This is a genomic window from Chryseobacterium bernardetii, assembly GCF_003815975.1.
Lineage (GTDB): Bacteria > Bacteroidota > Bacteroidia > Flavobacteriales > Weeksellaceae > Chryseobacterium > Chryseobacterium bernardetii.
Window position 1 is genome coordinate 4,764,920 of record NZ_CP033932.1, and the last position, 15,557, is coordinate 4,780,476.

The 15,557-nt window shown below is 35.8% G+C and carries 16 protein-coding genes; 4 read left to right on the forward strand and 12 right to left on the reverse strand.

The genetic code is table 11. The features are described from left to right. Positions 1 to 62 precede the first annotated feature (62 nt). Both EG339_RS21685 and EG339_RS21690 read right to left on the reverse strand, forming a co-directional pair. A complete protein-coding gene (locus tag EG339_RS21685; RefSeq protein ID WP_123872053.1) occupies positions 63 to 491 on the reverse strand; it encodes a hypothetical protein in 429 nt (142 codons plus the stop codon). Between the two features lie 30 nt (positions 492 to 521). After that, complete coding sequence (locus EG339_RS21690) at positions 522 to 995, reverse strand: hypothetical protein (RefSeq protein WP_123872055.1); 474 nt, start codon at positions 993 to 995, stop codon at positions 522 to 524. A 161-nt stretch (positions 996 to 1,156) separates the two neighbouring features. Here EG339_RS21690 and EG339_RS24395 point away from each other — a divergent pair, with 161 nt between their 5' ends. Next, positions 1,157 to 1,312, forward strand: coding sequence for a bacteriocin-like protein (locus tag EG339_RS24395; protein WP_164465379.1), 156 nt, complete (start codon positions 1,157 to 1,159; stop codon positions 1,310 to 1,312). A gap of 357 nt (positions 1,313 to 1,669) precedes the next feature. On the opposite strand, the gene EG339_RS21695 is transcribed toward EG339_RS24395, so the two are convergent. Further along, complete coding sequence (locus EG339_RS21695) at positions 1,670 to 2,731, reverse strand: NADH:flavin oxidoreductase (protein WP_123872058.1); 1,062 nt, start codon at positions 2,729 to 2,731, stop codon at positions 1,670 to 1,672. A gap of 122 nt (positions 2,732 to 2,853) precedes the next feature. Between EG339_RS21695 and EG339_RS21700 the strand changes: the two genes are divergently transcribed. Continuing rightward, complete coding sequence (locus EG339_RS21700) at positions 2,854 to 3,237, forward strand: winged helix-turn-helix transcriptional regulator (RefSeq protein ID WP_123872060.1); 384 nt, start codon at positions 2,854 to 2,856, stop codon at positions 3,235 to 3,237. A 12-nt stretch (positions 3,238 to 3,249) separates the two neighbouring features. Here the strand turns inward: EG339_RS21700 and EG339_RS21705 are convergent, their stop codons facing one another. Then, positions 3,250 to 3,909: a hypothetical protein gene (locus EG339_RS21705; RefSeq protein ID WP_123872062.1), complete on the reverse strand. Its 660-nt coding sequence runs from the start codon at positions 3,907 to 3,909 to the stop codon at positions 3,250 to 3,252. Positions 3,910 to 4,194: 285 nt separating this feature from the next. On the opposite strand from EG339_RS21705, the gene EG339_RS21710 reads away from it, so the two are divergent. Further along, positions 4,195 to 4,611 (forward strand): carboxymuconolactone decarboxylase family protein, encoded by a 417-nt coding sequence (locus tag EG339_RS21710; protein WP_123872064.1) that lies wholly within the window; start codon positions 4,195 to 4,197, stop codon positions 4,609 to 4,611. 45 nt (positions 4,612 to 4,656) lie between these two features. Here the strand turns inward: EG339_RS21710 and EG339_RS21715 are convergent, their stop codons facing one another. Next, a complete protein-coding gene (locus EG339_RS21715) occupies positions 4,657 to 5,508 on the reverse strand; it encodes a GLPGLI family protein (RefSeq protein WP_123872066.1) in 852 nt (283 codons plus the stop codon). A 125-nt stretch (positions 5,509 to 5,633) separates the two neighbouring features. Next, positions 5,634 to 8,066, reverse strand: coding sequence for an alpha-ketoacid dehydrogenase subunit alpha/beta (locus EG339_RS21720; RefSeq protein ID WP_123872069.1), 2,433 nt, complete (start codon positions 8,064 to 8,066; stop codon positions 5,634 to 5,636). A gap of 136 nt (positions 8,067 to 8,202) precedes the next feature. On the opposite strand from EG339_RS21720, the gene EG339_RS21725 reads away from it, so the two are divergent. Then, positions 8,203 to 8,496 (forward strand): hypothetical protein, encoded by a 294-nt coding sequence (locus EG339_RS21725; protein WP_123872071.1) that lies wholly within the window; start codon positions 8,203 to 8,205, stop codon positions 8,494 to 8,496. Positions 8,497 to 8,711: 215 nt separating this feature from the next. Here the strand turns inward: EG339_RS21725 and EG339_RS21730 are convergent, their stop codons facing one another. The 6 genes from EG339_RS21730 to queA all read right to left on the reverse strand — a co-directional run bounded on the left by EG339_RS21730 (position 8,712) and on the right by queA (position 15,423). Continuing rightward, positions 8,712 to 9,506: a hypothetical protein gene (locus tag EG339_RS21730; RefSeq protein WP_123872073.1), complete on the reverse strand. Its 795-nt coding sequence runs from the start codon at positions 9,504 to 9,506 to the stop codon at positions 8,712 to 8,714. A gap of 259 nt (positions 9,507 to 9,765) precedes the next feature. Beyond that, positions 9,766 to 10,743 (reverse strand): polyprenyl synthetase family protein, encoded by a 978-nt coding sequence (locus EG339_RS21735; RefSeq protein WP_123872075.1) that lies wholly within the window; start codon positions 10,741 to 10,743, stop codon positions 9,766 to 9,768. Positions 10,744 to 10,819: 76 nt separating this feature from the next. Further along, entirely contained in the window at positions 10,820 to 11,698 is an 879-nt protein-coding gene (locus EG339_RS21740) for a hypothetical protein (RefSeq protein WP_123872077.1), read from the reverse strand. Positions 11,699 to 11,900: 202 nt separating this feature from the next. Further along, positions 11,901 to 12,848, reverse strand: coding sequence for a sterol desaturase family protein (locus EG339_RS21745; RefSeq protein ID WP_123872078.1), 948 nt, complete (start codon positions 12,846 to 12,848; stop codon positions 11,901 to 11,903). Positions 12,849 to 12,923: 75 nt separating this feature from the next. Then, the gene (gene rlmN, locus EG339_RS21750) at positions 12,924 to 13,958 is read right to left on the reverse strand and encodes a dual-specificity RNA methyltransferase RlmN (protein WP_123872080.1); all 1,035 of its coding nucleotides are present in this window, start codon (positions 13,956 to 13,958) and stop codon (positions 12,924 to 12,926) included. 415 nt (positions 13,959 to 14,373) lie between these two features. Further along, positions 14,374 to 15,423 carry a tRNA preQ1(34) S-adenosylmethionine ribosyltransferase-isomerase QueA gene (queA, locus tag EG339_RS21760; protein ID WP_123872082.1) on the reverse strand — a complete coding sequence of 350 codons (1,050 nt, stop codon included), beginning with the start codon at positions 15,421 to 15,423 and terminating at the stop codon, positions 14,374 to 14,376. Positions 15,424 to 15,557 lie beyond the last annotated feature (134 nt).

Consider the following 15,557-nt stretch of genomic DNA (forward strand, 5'->3'; position numbering starts at 1 on the left):
GTTTTAGATATTTAAATCTGTTAAAAAACGCGCTTCCGAATATTCAGGGAGCGCGTTTATTTTTATTTATCTGGAGATTGTTTTTGAGTCACATAGAGATAGAAGTCTACCAAAGAATATATTTTAGGTTTGGAACCTTCTTTATAATCAATAACAAGCCATTTATTCTCAGATTTATTTTTATCAAACACATAGCTTTCATTCGGAAAATCAATGATTTTATAACCAGTATAAATGGCTGCAGGAGTAGCTTCAAATATTTCTGCAGAGTAATAATTAGCATCATCAGCAAGAGTATAAAAATTATCCTCTCCCTGCTTTTTTTTAATTTCTTCTAGCTCTTGCTTATCAGGTCCTAACAATAATATTGTTGATTTTGTGATGGCCGTATCAACTTTTATTTTCCTCTCTCCTTTTTGAATGGCAGGCTTATTTCCAGCTTTGAAACAGGAAAATATGCCCAACCAATATTGAGAGAAACAAAACTGCAAAGTATTTTATAGCTTTAAAAGTAAACATCATCATTCTCTCCTTACTTCTCTTACCTGATCAGGATTCATGAAATCGTACAACAGTACTTTTCCTCCATTTCTTTTCAGTATGAAGTAATGGTCTTCACATCCATTTCCGGCATATCTTAATTCGATTTCGTCTTTGTTTCCTGTCATTTTATAAGTTCCTGTACAGAAAGATGTGTTCCCTTCAACAGTTACTTCATCTTTAAATATGGAAATATCATAACAGCTCACTGACTCCCTGTCATCAGTTCTTACATCCGTTGCGCAATAGCTGTATACACCTTCCCATTCGGCATTAAGATCCGGTGAAGGAGCCCTTTCTTGTTCTGAAGGTTCTTTTATATATATATTTTCTTTTTCTCTCTTTTTCTTTTTCGAGATAATCTGATCTGTAATACCGGGTTCTGTTTTCTTTATTTCCTGTTTACAGGACAGCAGGAAGAATGGCATTACAAGTAGTGAATGTTTATATGACATTATTATTTTTCAGGCTGTTTATTTTGAGAATGAATTGATTTACAAAGAAAGGAAAAACCTATCAATATAAAACCACTTAACTTTATTTCATAATTTCTAACAAAGTATTGCGAGATTAATAAAAAATACTACATTTGTAACCTAAAACAAATCACTACAATATGAAAAACCTTAGAAAATTAGCAAAATCAGATCTGAAAGGAATTAATGGCGGAAATGCTCCTGAATGTCCAGCAGGAACCCAGGCATGCTATTATACGGGTACAGATGGCTCTCAAAGATGGAGATGTATTTCGGAAACTTCAGAGTGTCCTTAATCTTCACAAAATATTACAATCAAACTTGAGAATATTACCTTTAACCAATCTACAAATTCAATGCACCTGTTTGTGAACCTGGAACAAGAGCTTGCCGTTATAGCGGAGAAAACGGGCAGCCTGCATACTGGAACTGCGTAGCAAAAGAATATCCATGTTGATTTAAGAAATACTAAAAAGCCGGCTTTCAGAAAATTCTGAAAGCCGGCTTTTAATAAATAGGTGAAAATTAAATATAAAATAAAGTGAATTATGATGATTAATATGAATAATAAAATAGTCTATTTTGCTTCGTAAGTCAATAAAATATGCTGTAAAAAATTAACTGTAAAAGCTATTTCTTATTCTGTATTCATATTAAAATAATACGCTCATACTTTCTGCTGAAAAGTCTAAAAGAGAAGCTGTATCTCCTTCTTTGATCTTTTTTACCCACTGATAATCCTGCAATATGGCACGTCCCACTGCTACAAGGTCAAACTCTTCATTATCCAGTCTTTTAATCAGTTCTGTAAGATCTGTTTTCTCTGTTCCCTGGCCTGCAAAAGCGTTTAAGAAGTCCCCGTTCAACCCTACAGAACCTACAGTAATGGTTGGCTGTCCGGTAATTTTCTTGGCCCATCCTGCAAAGTTCAAATCAGAACCTTCAAATTCAGGTTCCCAGAAACGGCGTTGTGAGCAATGAAAAATATCAACCCCTGCTTCTTTTAATGGCAGTAACCAATCTTCCATTTCGTTTGGAGTAAAAGCCAATCTGGTTTTATAATCCTGCTGCTTCCACTGAGAAAGGCGAAGGATAATGGTAAATTCCTCTCCCACAGCGGCTCTGATAGTTTTCACTACCTCAACTGCAAAACGGCTCCTTTCCTTTAGAGTTTTCCCGCCATATTCATCTGTTCTTGTATTGGTTACTTCCCAGAAAAACTGATCAATAAGATAGCCATGTGCTCCATGAATTTCAAGACAGTCGAAGCCAAGATCTTTTGCTGATTTTGCTGAAGCCGCAAATTGTGCAATTGTATCCTGAATATCTTCAATAGTCATCGTTGAGGCCTTCTCCATAGGTAATAACGGATAATCTTCAGACATTCTGGTATCTCCAACATGCCAAATCTGAGGCCCCATTTTACCGCCATTTTGATGTACGGTATCTATTACGTTTTTCCAGCCTTTTAAAGCTTCTGTTCCATAAAAATCCGGGATATTCTGCATATTCTTTGATCCTGGTCTGTTGATAACGGTACCTTCTGAAAGGATCAGTCCCACTTCTGAAGCTGCTCTTCTTCCATAATAGTCAGCTATTTTCTGAGTTGGAACTCCATTGTCAGATTGTGCTCTGGTCATCGGAGCCATTACAATCCTGTTCTTTAGCTGTAAATTTTTATAATGAAACGGTTTAAATAATGATGATGTATTCATATTTAAAATCTTGTTTTATAATTGTTACACAAAGTAACTAATAATAGTTCATTTTTGTATCTTTTATTAAAAAAATAGTGGTAACTTCGCAGTAACTTACATTAGTAACATTAAAGTAACGTATGAAAAAGAACGAATTAATGCAATACAGCTGTCCTTTGGGTAAAGCCATGGCTGCCCTGGGAAGCAAATGGAAACCGATTATTGTATTGGTGATTAAAGACCGAAAATTACGTTTTGGAGAGCTTGCCGTACGCATTAATGTCATCTCCAGAAAGGTATTAACTGATCAGTTACGGGAAATGGAAACCGATGGCTTAGTGATCCGTGAAGAGTTTAAAGAACTTCCTCCAAGAGTGGAATACTCGCTTACAGAGAAAGGATTGGCTCTGTTACCTATTTTATATCTGCTGGAAGAATGGGAAGCCAAATACCAGGTGAAAGGACAATATTCTGAGGAATGCAATGAATTGAAAAAAGAAAAGAAAAAAGCTGCGAAAGTCTAGTTTATTCATTTCTTACTCAAAACTGACTCTAAAATTATTTTCAACTCTTGTTAGAGTATTTTTATATTTTCCGGGCTTCCATTGAGAATAATCAGTCAAGATTTTATTTTTTGCAAGATTCTCAAGTTCATTCCTGTATTTTTCATTCACCTTAAAACCACTTACCCAGTTTTTATTCTTTACATTACTGATAGTTCCATCTTTCTCAACAATAAAACTGATATCCATGAAAGGGTAAATATCTAATTCATGTTTTAATGGCAATCCTGTCCAAATGTTCAGATTATCCTCCTTTTTTACAAACTTGTTTCCTTGTATCAAATATGGTTGATCTTCTTCTGCCAAATCATAAACGCTTAAGATTTTTGTTCCGGTCTTAATCTTCTGAATCATCAATTCTTCAGCTTCATGTTCAATTTTCCGACGAAAATCTTTTCCGTGAATTTGCTCCATTTTCAAATCAATCATGGCTTTATAACATCCTTTAGTCTGTCCTTCAATCACAACACAGCTATAATTAGTATTTATGACTTTAATCTTTTGTTTGTCCGTATATTCCAATATTTCTTTTTGATAAGGAAAGTCCCTGCAGCCAAAGCATGAAGTGGATACATAAATATTTTTATATTGCTCCAAATCTTTTTCTGCCTGCCGAATATCATCTTTACACATCCGATCATCCTTCCGTGGATTTTTAACATAGCTACGCAGAAATTCCCCGGGGCCTGGCGGCTGCTCATCCGCTGGTTTTGCCTTATCCTTACAGTCCAGTAATAATAAAAGGAAAAATAAGTAATAGATGGTTTTCATGGTAGTTTTGGTATGCATGGCTTCAAATATACAAATTACAGTTCTGATATTTTCACCAATCACTTTCTAAAAAGTAAGTAACTCACGAAAAGGTAAGCCTATAGTTTCTTCATTATTTCTGACTCAAATTTGCAAAAAAATTTCATTATGAATTACAAAGAAACTGCAAAGGAAACTATTGGTAATCTGTATAAAGCACACACCAGCATCCGAAAATCCGGTATTGATGAAAAACTGATTGCATTAGCAGAGTTACGGGTTTCTCAAATTAATGGCTGTGCTTACTGCTGCAGTTATCATGCTAAAGAACTGCTTAATTTTGGCTTTGAACAGGATACTGTTAACCAATTACCCGGCTGGCAACATACCACGGCATTTGATACAAGGCAGAAACTTGTTTTAGAATGGGCAGAAGCCATCACTTATAATAATTATGTCTGGCAACAAATCAAAGAAAAATTACAACAGCATTTCACAGAGAGAGAAATTGTAGAATTAACTTCAAGTATTACTTTGATGAGTACTTTGAATAAACTACGGATTACTTTAGCTAAACAAGATTAACAGTAAAAGGTTGCCTTATGGGCAACCTTTCATCATGTCTATAAATTATTCCAGCTCTATCGGATTTAAATATTTCCTGATAAGATCCAATTCTCTCTGCCTTTGATTAATCTTTTCCTGACCTCCTAATATGGTCGTTCCGGAATTTGCCAGTACACCTGCTATATTTTCATAACTGGCTTTTAGTGCCTGCTGAAATTTTGGCTGGGTAGTTTCAATAGCTTCAGTATAACGGCTTTTCTTTATATTAATTGATTTCCCTTCCAATTGTGAAGTCGGGACAGATTTTATCAGTTCAAAATCATACTCATTTTTTTGATCTATCATTTTGATAATTAATCCCGGTAGCCCGCTGAATTTATAAGGACCATAAGGCAATGGGATTTCGGTGGAATACCAAGCAGTCCAGTTTCTTCCTTTATAGGTAACTGTCGCTTTTTTGCAGTTCATCGTATTGATTACTTTTGTTTCATCTATAAGTTTCCAGCTTCCTATAACCGGCTCTTTATAAGTAAGTACCGACATCCCAACTGGTTGAAAGTATTGTATATTTTCATTGGATTGTATAATTGTATATTGAAATTTTGTTTTAGGCAATGATGTCCCATTTTTAAAACTCATAACTATACTTCCATCTGCATTCTTGGTAGATACAATAGAGTTTGCCATCACTGTATCTTTTTTAAGGGATTGAGTACTTGCAAAAAATGCACGGTTTTCACCTATGTACAATGAAAAAAGTTCTTCGTGTATATAGTCGGGGGTCTGTGTATTTAGTTTAGCTTTTAGAAGATAGGTAAAGTTCCCATATAAAATCTCTTTTTTATCTGATTGAGCATAAAATAAAACACTTAAAAATAAAAGTGATAATTGAAGTAGTTTTTTGTTGTAATTCATGGATAGCATTTTCAGTATAAAAATGCACATATTTTTATAATTATAAAAACAAAGTTGAATAATTATCTACAAACAAAGCGGGCTTTCAGAAATCTGAAAGCCCGCTTTGTTATTATTAATCCCAATTAGAATATCGCAGGATATTTCTGAGGATTGGTTTCATTAAATAGAGCGTAGATCTTTTCTACCATATCGTCTGCAGACGGTTTACTGAAATAGTCTCCATCACTTGCATACGCAGGTCTGTGATTGTTAGCAGAGATCGTTAATGGATCTGAATCCAGGTATCTGAATGCTTTTTGCTTCTCCAGGATCTGCTGTAGGATAAATCCTGTTGTTCCACCTTCCACATCTTCGTCAATTACTACTAATCTGTTTGTTTTTTTAACGCTTTCGGCAATTTCGTGAGATAGATCGAAAGGAATTAATGACTGGATATCAATAACTTCTGCAGAAATACCCAATTTTTCCAGCTCATTTGCAGCTTCTGTTACAATTCTCCATGTAGAGCCATAAGTTACCAAAGTAACATCTTTTCCTTCTTTTGTAACTTCAATTTTACCTACAGGAACAGTAAATTCACCTAAATTATCAGGCTGCTTCTCTTTTAATCTGTATCCATTCAGGCATTCTACAATAATGGCAGGTTCATCAGCCTGAAGCATGGTATTATAGAAACCGGCAGCTTTCGTAAGGTTTCTTGGCACCAATACAAGGATTCCTTTTGAAAGGTTAAGAATACCTGCCATTGGAGAACCTGAATGCCAGATCCCTTCTAATCTGTGACCTCTTGTTCTGATGATTAATGGAGCTTTCTGACCACCTTTGGTTCTGTAATGTACAGTTGCCAGATCATCGCTCATTCCCTGTAAGCAATAAAGAACATAATCTAAATACTGAATTTCAGCAATTGGTCTTAAACCTCTCATCGCCATACCAATTCCCTGTCCAAGGATCGTTGCTTCACGAATTCCTGTATCAGCAATACGCAATGCTCCGTACTTCTCCTGCATTCCTTCTAACCCCTGGTTTACGTCACCTATATTTCCGGTATCTTCTCCAAAGATTAATGTTTCAGGATATTTTTCAAAGATTTTATCAAAGTTATTTCTGATCACCACTCTTCCGTCTACATCTTCAGAACTGTCTGAGTAAATAGGCTTGATTTCTTTAATGTTTTCAGCCTTCCATTCAGATTCGGAATATAAGTGAGATGAATAGTTGTCTTTTTCAATTTCAGCTGCCTCATTGTATTTCTGGATTAACTGATTTCTTTCTGAAGAATTAGTACCTCTCGTCGCCAATAAAGCTTTTCTTGCTAAGTGGAATACATCTTTCTTAGCTTTTGAAACCAACTTATTGAAATGGGTAAGCGCTGCTTCTACTTCAGTATTCTGACCTTTAAGGTTTTCTACTAAAGGAACAATAGACTGTATCAGTTCTTTAATAGCGGTCTGGTAATTATCCCATGCTGCTTTCTGCCCTGCTTTAGCTGTTCTTTTAGCTTCTTCATCAATGGCATCCAATTCTTCAGCAGTAGCAATTATTTCTTCTTTTCCGTCAATTTCGATAGAATAATTGATGATCCATTCCTTGAATTTCACTAACCCGTCAAACTCAGCTTCCCAGGCTAAACGTGTTTCGTTTTTATATCTTTCGTGCGATCCGGATGTAGAATGCCCCTGAGGCTGAGTAACATCCACTACATGCACTACTACAGGAACGCTTTCTGTTCTTGCAAAATGTTCTGCTTTAGCGTAAGCATCCAATAATGCAGGATAATCCCAAGCTCTTACCTGAATGATCTCACAGCCTTGTTTCTCTCCTTCTTTTCTCTGGAAACCGCTTAGCATTTCGCTGATGTCCGCTTTTGCCCTCTGATTTTTAGTAGGAACAGAAATTCCGTATCCGTCATCCCAGATTGAAACGATCATGGGAACCTGAAGCGCACAGGCAGCATTCAATGTTTCCCAGAAATGACCTTCTGCTGTAGAGGCATCCCCAATAGTTCCGAAAGCAACTTCATTTCCTTCTCTTGAAAACTTTTCAGAACCTTCAAACTTTACACTTTTATATATAGTAGAAGCCTGAGCTAATCCTAATAATCTTGGCATCTGCCCTGCTGTAGGAGAGATATCGGAAGAGATATTTTTCTGTGCTGTTAAATCTTTCCAGCTTCCGTCTTCATTTAAACTTCTTGTTGCAAAGTGCCCGTTCATTTGTCTTCCAGCTGAAGCCGGCTCTCTCTCCACGCTTGTATCAGCATACATCTGAGCAAAAAAACTTTCAACCGTTAAGGCATTAATTGCCAATGCAAAGGTCTGATCTCTGTAGTATCCGGAACGGAAGTCTCCATTTCTGAAAACCTTCGCCATTGCAAGCTGAGGAAGTTCCTTACCATCCCCAAAAATTCCGAATTTAGCTTTTCCGGTAAGTACTTCTCTTCTTCCGAGATAAGACATTTCACGGGAAATCCTTCCTAATTTATAGTCTTCAAGTATCTGATTTTTAAAATCTTGAAAGGATATTTGCTGTGTTTCAATATAAGTTGTCTGCATAGCTAAGTAAAAAAGTTTTTGTTCTTCAAGTATTTTGCTAATATACACTTTTTAAATTAATTTTAATTTTTAATAATCTTTTTTAAAAATTTGATAATAAAAAAAATTGTGCTTTATTTTGAAAAAATTTGTAAAGATGGAAAAAAAGTCACCTCATATCCTGAATGCATCCAGCAATCTTTTGGGATTTTCATTGATTATTATCACCTCTCTGAAAATCGCTAAGATCAGTCACAATACGTATTTGGATGAATTTGCAGGGCTTGCCTGTCTCCTTTTTGCATGCAGTTGTTTCTTTTCCTTTCTGGCTATCAGAACAGAAGATAAAAAGCGGGAATACACATATGAGAACATTGCGGATTATTTATTTTTAATTGCTTTATTTTGTATAGTTCTGGCCGTTATTATTGTAACTCTGAAAATAATTTAATTTAAAATTTTCGCTCAATTGTATAATCCTGAATAATATATAAGGATGTCCCGGCATCGAAATCCGGGAATTCAGAGTATCTTAATTCTTCTTTTTTAACTGAACTAATATCAGATTTCTAAATAAAAAGAGAGAGTGTTCTGTATACAATTTCAGTTTCCCGAAAAACATATACAAAACACTCTGTTGTTTTTAATTGTACTGTAAAGATGGAATTATATCTTCTGAACAGTTACATTGGTAACATTTCCACTTCCTGTAGATCCTGTTTCTGTTGCAATAATCGTAGCATTCTGATTGGGAGCTGCTGTAAAGCGGATCTGATACCCTGCTGTAGGAGCTACAATTACAGTTGTATAATTCATCAGTTCCCCTACTGTTCCTGAAGAGGCAACTGCATTATAATGGCTTCCCCTTCCCAGATAATTAGCATCCGGTACAGGTCTAATGCCAATAAGCAGCTGTGTATCTGCAGGCATATTGGTAAAACTTGCCTGTAACGTTACCAGATAATTCCCCGCCTGATTAAACGTCAGCACGCCAGTTCCTGTATTATAAGAGTAAAACGGAGAAGTTGCTAACGGCGTAGCAAATAATAAAGTGGTAATTGTAGAAGAACTGATGTTCTGGTTAGCCGCTAAACGTGCGTGAAACAGCGAATAGGCAGTAAAATCTATAGTCTTAAGTACTCCAGTAGCATCAGCTACCACCACCCTGTCCGTTCCTCCAATACCTATATTGGAATTAATATTACGGATACGGGCATTTCCAGATGCCACATCCAGCTTTTCAGTTGGCGAAATTGTTCCTATCCCTACCTTTGCAGTGGAAGTGACACTAAAATCATTATCCTGCTGGACTGTAGAAGGAGTTCCCGTAGCAGGATTGTCTTTAGATCCATCAATATGAAAGGTTGTCTGGGGATTTTGAGTACCTATTCCCACTTGTGCGTACGTAAGGAAGCTTGAACTGATAGCGAACGCTATCAGCATTGTTTCGAATTTTTTCATTATTTTCTGTTTTTTTGTAAGAACAAATAAACAAAAAATAAATTGAAAATCAATGAATTATTAACGATTGTTTTATCTGAATGATGCAAAATATTAATTTACAGTAATTTACTGCTGTAAAAAAATATACTAATCACAACTTATTGAATTATTGAAAGATAGGGTTATTTTTGCTGCAATAATAAGGATCCAATATCCATGCGGGATTAGAGGAAATAAGAGAACTAAAAAAAACAGAAGTGATAAAAGGGTGTTTATGTCAGAATTTTCTTTCAATTACATAATCCAGCATAATATGCAATGATTTTCTTGCTTCAGACTCCGGGAACTCATCCAGAATATCTTTTGCTTTTTGCTGGAAATCTTTCATTACTTTAATAGCATACTCCAGCCCACCTGAACTTTTAACGAATTCTATGAGCTCTTTTACGCGTTTTGGATTGTTATTGTAACGTTTGATGGTATCGAAATAGTATTTTCTGTCTTTTTCATTGGCCGTTTTCAGGGTATGGATCAAAGGCAGGGTCATTTTCTGTTCTTTAATATCAATTCCCACAGGTTTCCCGATCACATTGGAGCTTAAATAATCAAAGAGGTCATCCTTAATCTGAAAAGCCATTCCTGTGAAGGTCCCAAAATCCATCATTTTTTTGGCTAAAACTTCATCTGCATTGTTGGAAAGAACCCCGATCTCACAACAGGCTGCAATCAGAGTAGCTGTTTTCTGACGGATAATTTCATAATAAACATCTTCTGTAATATCCAGTTTTCTGGCTTTCTCCAGCTGAAGAAGCTCACCTTCAGACATTTCACGGATTGTTCTTGAAATAACTCCCAATAAATCGTAATCTTTATGGTCTGTAGATAACAATACTGATTTTGATAACAGGTAATCTCCTACCAAAACAGCAATTTTATTCTTCCACAGAGCATTAATGGAAAAAAAATTACGGCGTTTGAAACTTTCATCCACCACATCATCATGTACTAAGGTAGCAGTGTGAATCAGCTCAATCATGGAGGCTCCACGATATGTTTTTTCGGTAACATTTCCTACCAGTTTGGCACAAAGAAATACAAACATAGGACGCATCTGTTTCCCTTTGGTGGTAACAATAAAACGGGTTACTTTATCTAATAAAGGGACTTTACTCTGCATTGATTCATAAAACTTCTGTTCAAAAAGCTTCATTTCATCATTGATCGGTCGTTTAATTTCTTCTACTGTATTTGCCACAATCTGCGAATGCTGGGTGAATAAAATTATTAATTCTCACAAAGATAATTTTTTTCGCTCAATTTTAAGAGAAAAATTAATCTTTGAGTTGCTCTTTAGGGATAAAATAAAGGGCAGGTTTGGTACTTCCCAATGGAGATCTGAACTTTTCACCTGAAATAGAGATTCCTGTTTCATCTACTGCAATGCCTTCTATTTGTCCTATTGACAGAGAACTTCCCAGGTAATAATGTTTAGGTTTTTCATTAAAAAAGATTCCGGGCTCTGCCTCAGTGAAAACATCCATGAATACTTCCGTTTTCTTACTATAGCCAACCAGATAAAGCTTTTTATCAAAATAAGCTGCATCTGTCACCATGAAGCTGGTTTTATAGGTTTCTGTTTTTACAGCATCCTGCTTTTCATTCTTTTCAGGATCAATTACATAATGTACTGTTGATTTTGACACCCATTCTTTAGTGAAAAGATGTAATTTTCCATGGGCATATACCATTGCCTCAGCATCATAATCCGTATTAAAATAACTGGATTTATAATCAGTCTGCTCAGGATAATGAAATTTAATTTCTCTTATCAGACTATTTTGTAAACTATCTCCCGGAAAAGGAACTTTATAAATGGTAAGGTGTCTTCTGCTTCCGTCATTATTTCCGAAATCACCGATGTAAAAGTTATTTCCGTCATTCGTTAAGGCTTCCCAATCTGTATTTCTGGCATTTACTTTTAAAGTTTTCAAAACTTCTCCTGAGGTTTTATTGATCTCATATAATTCGGGAGCATTCCCGCTATCATTAAAAGTATATAATTTTCCATTAAAAATATTCAGTCCGGAGGTTTCCTGGATTTTATCATCCAAACGGCTCACTCTGTATTTTTTTATTTTCAGGAAATCTGTCTGTTGAGAAAATGCAGTTTGAAAGGCAAGAAAAGCCAATAGCAGAAATATTCTTTTCATCAGGCAAAAATAGGACTTTTAGTTTAAATAACCGGTTCCAGGGTGAGGTTGATGAGTAAATAACGCTGGGAATCCACAAACAATCCTTTGTGAACCGATATACAGAAATAGTTATGCCTTATCAACTGCCAAAAACAAGAAAGACGGGCTAAAAGCCCGCCCTTCTCTGTATAGAGATTTTTATTGATTTTATTTTTGTTAATTAAGCCGTTTTTTGCCGCTCCTGATTCTTTGCCTGCTCTTTTTGTGCCTGTTTTGCAAAGTATTCTTTTTGGTATTGTCTTACCGTCTTACCAGTTCCGTCATGCCTCCACCCTGGTGAGTTGAAAATATAGTTGATTCTATCAGTAAATTTTAGGCCTGGCTGCTTAAGATCTTTCCAAATTTTTCTCCATTCATAAAAAAGTACTGTATCCGGTCTGTTGTCGGGCATTTTAGGATAGATTCCATATTTTACAGGAATATTCGGGTCTTCTTTCTGAAAGGTACCAAATATTTTATCCCAGATAATAAGGCACATTCCCATATTCTTATCCAGATACTTAATGTTGCAGGCATGGTGAACACGGTGGTGAGAGGGAGTTACCAGAATATGTTCCAAGAATCCCATACTTTTTACGGTTTGGGTGTGCACCCAAGTTCCATATACCTGTCCAATAGCATATGCCACCATAATATGCCAGGGATTAAATCCTAAAAAGGCTAATGGTGAAAAGTATAAATATCTGTAAAGAGGCTGTAAAACCGGACTCCTGAATCCTGTTGTAAGATTAAAGAATTCTGAGCTATGGTGCGTAATATGAACAGCCCAGAATGCTCTGGAGCGGTGATCCACATAATGCAAAACATAGTAAGCAAAATCCGTGATTATAAAGCAGGCAATTAAATACCATATGCTAAGGTCCCATGAAAAAAGTCTATGGTTGTAAAAGAAAAACATTACCCCCATTGCAAATGCTTTCATGATCAGGTCAAGACCAAAGTTCATCAAAGCAAGATAAACATTTGTAGCAAGATCTTTTCCACTGTATAACTTCGCCTCTGAAACGTGGCTGTAAATCATTTCAGCTAAAATAACTGTAGCATGCAAGGGAACAGCCCAGGCATATACATGTTCAAGCCCGTCCTCGCTCATAAGAAAATCCATCATCACAAAATAATTTTGTGCAAAGGTAGGGTTTTAAGCGATGCTTTAAGGGAATTTTAAGTTTTTTTTAAGGAAATTTTAATCAGCTGTTTTGTTGGCTAACTGTCCGCAAGCTGCATCAATATCGCCTCCACGACTTCTTCTTACCATTACAGTAATTCCTGCATTTTCAAGCTGACGGATATAGTTTTCTTCAGCCTGTTTGTTACATTGGTCATATTTTCCATCCCCGATCGGGTTGTATTGAATAAGGTTCACTTTTGAAGGAACCTGCTTACAGTATTTGATTAAAGCTTTGATATCTTCATCACCATCATTAATTCCTTTCCATACACAATATTCGAAAGTGATTACTGAACCTGTTTTCTGATACCAGTACTGAAGTGCCTCCATAATATCCGTTAACGGGAATTTATCTGAGAAAGGCATAATTTCATTACGTTTTACTTCAATGGCTGAGTGAAGAGACAATGCTAGTTTAACACGTAATTCATCATCAGCAAGCATTTTGATCATTTTTGGAATTCCCGATGTAGACACCGTAATCCTTCTTGGAGACATTCCCAATCCTTCCGGCTGAGTAATTTTCCTGATAGCTTCCACTACATTTTTGTAGTTCATCATTGGCTCCCCCATTCCCATGAATACAATATTGGAAAGTGGTCTGTCAAAATACATTCTGCTTTGGCTGTCAATTAAAGCAACCTGGTCCACAATTTCTGCCACTTCAAGGTTTCTCATCCTTTTCAGTTTTGCGGTAGCACAGAATTCGCAGTTCAATGAGCAGCCTACCTGTGAAGATACACAGGCTGTTGTTCTTGTTTCTGTTGGAATAAGAACAGACTCTACCAATAATCCATCGTGAAGTTTCACTCCGTTTTTGATGGTTCCATCAGTACTTTTCTGAAGCAGGTCTACAGAAACGGGATTAATGGTATATTCTTCGGAAATTTTTTCACGAAGAGTTTTCGAAAGATTCGTCATTTCATCAATCGAATGGAGGTTTTTACTCCATAGCCAGTCATAGACCTGTTTCGCACGAAACGGCTTTTCTCCTAAAGATACGAAGTAGTCTTTAAGCTGGTCTAATGATAATGTACGGATATCTTTCATAATATTAAAGAGCCAAGTTAAAAGTAAAAGGTTTAAAGTTTAGTATTGTTAACTATTGCAGCCAAAATGTTTTTCAACTCGTTACTTTCAGTCATAAAGCTTTAAATTCTTCAGAATCATAACCATCCAGTTCTTCTAAAACCCGAAGCCAAAAATGACTTTCTCTTGCTTCTCTTAAAGCAATTTTCACTTTTTTTTAAAGTCAGCTTTTGAAGATCCGGCTTGAGATTCTTCATAATCAGCCTATTGAAGTAGCTGATTTTCCAAGCTGGAATCTTATTAATTTACTTTCAGAATCATTGGGGAGTGTTCTTAAAAACTTAAGACAATTAACTCCAAATGTAAAGTTCTGATAAGTAAATTATTTTGTCTCACTCTATTTGTATTACTTTTAACTTGGCTCTTTTTACTTTTTTTATAGAATTAACATTGCATCTCCGTAAGAATAGAATTTATACTTTTCTTTTACGGCTTCTTCATAAGCATGCATTACGAAGTCTCTTCCTGCAAATGCAGCAATCATCATGATGAGAGTAGACTTTGGCGTATGGAAGTTTGTAATCATAGAGTTAGCAACTCCGAAATCGTGAGGAGGATAAATGAATTTATTTGTCCAACCGTTAAAAGCAGAGATTTTTTTGTTTGAAGAAACAGAAGTTTCCAATGCTCTCATTGTTGTAGTTCCTACGGCACAAACTCTTCTGTGAGATTCTACTGCTTTATTGATAATGGCAGCATTTTTCTCATCAATGATAATCTCTTCAGATTCCATTTTATGCTTAGAAAGATCTTCTACCTCAATAGGGTTAAAAGTTCCTAATCCTACGTGAAGGGTAACCTCAGCAAAATTGATCCCTTTGATCTCTAATCTCTTCATCAAATGCTTAGAGAAGTGAAGTCCCGCTGTAGGTGCAGCTACCGCTCCTTCTACTTTAGCGTAGATAGTCTGGTATCTTTCTGCATCTTCCGGCTCTACTGCTCTTTTGATATATTTTGGAAGCGGAGTCTCTCCTAATTCCTTAAGTTTTGCTCTGAATTCTTCGTAAGAACCGTCAAATAAGAATCTTAATGTTCTTCCTCTTGAAGTTGTATTATCAATAACCTCAGCTACCAAAGACTCATCTTCAGTAAAAAATAATTTGTTACCAATTCTGATTTTTCTTGCAGGGTCTACCAAAACGTCCCAAACTCTTGTTTCCTTATCAAGCTCTCTTAAAAGGAAAACTTCAATTTTAGCACCTGTTTTCTCTTTGTTTCCATAAAGACGTGCAGGGAAAACTTTAGTGTTGTTGAAGATAAACAAATCATCCTCATCAAAATAATCCACTACATCTTTGAATAATTTATGCTCGATAGTTTCTGTTTTTCTATCAAGTACCATTAATCTGGCTTCGTCTCTGTGCTCTGATGGGTGTTCTGCCAATAATTCCGCAGGAAGATCAAAATTAAAATCTGATGTTTTCATTTTTTAAATTACGGTTTAAAAATTATCGAAATTACAAGGTGTAATTTTCGGAGTGCAAATATACGACATAGAACACCCCTTTGTCAAGTATTATTTTCAATCAGATATAAAACCGGGATTTTACGGGGATTTTT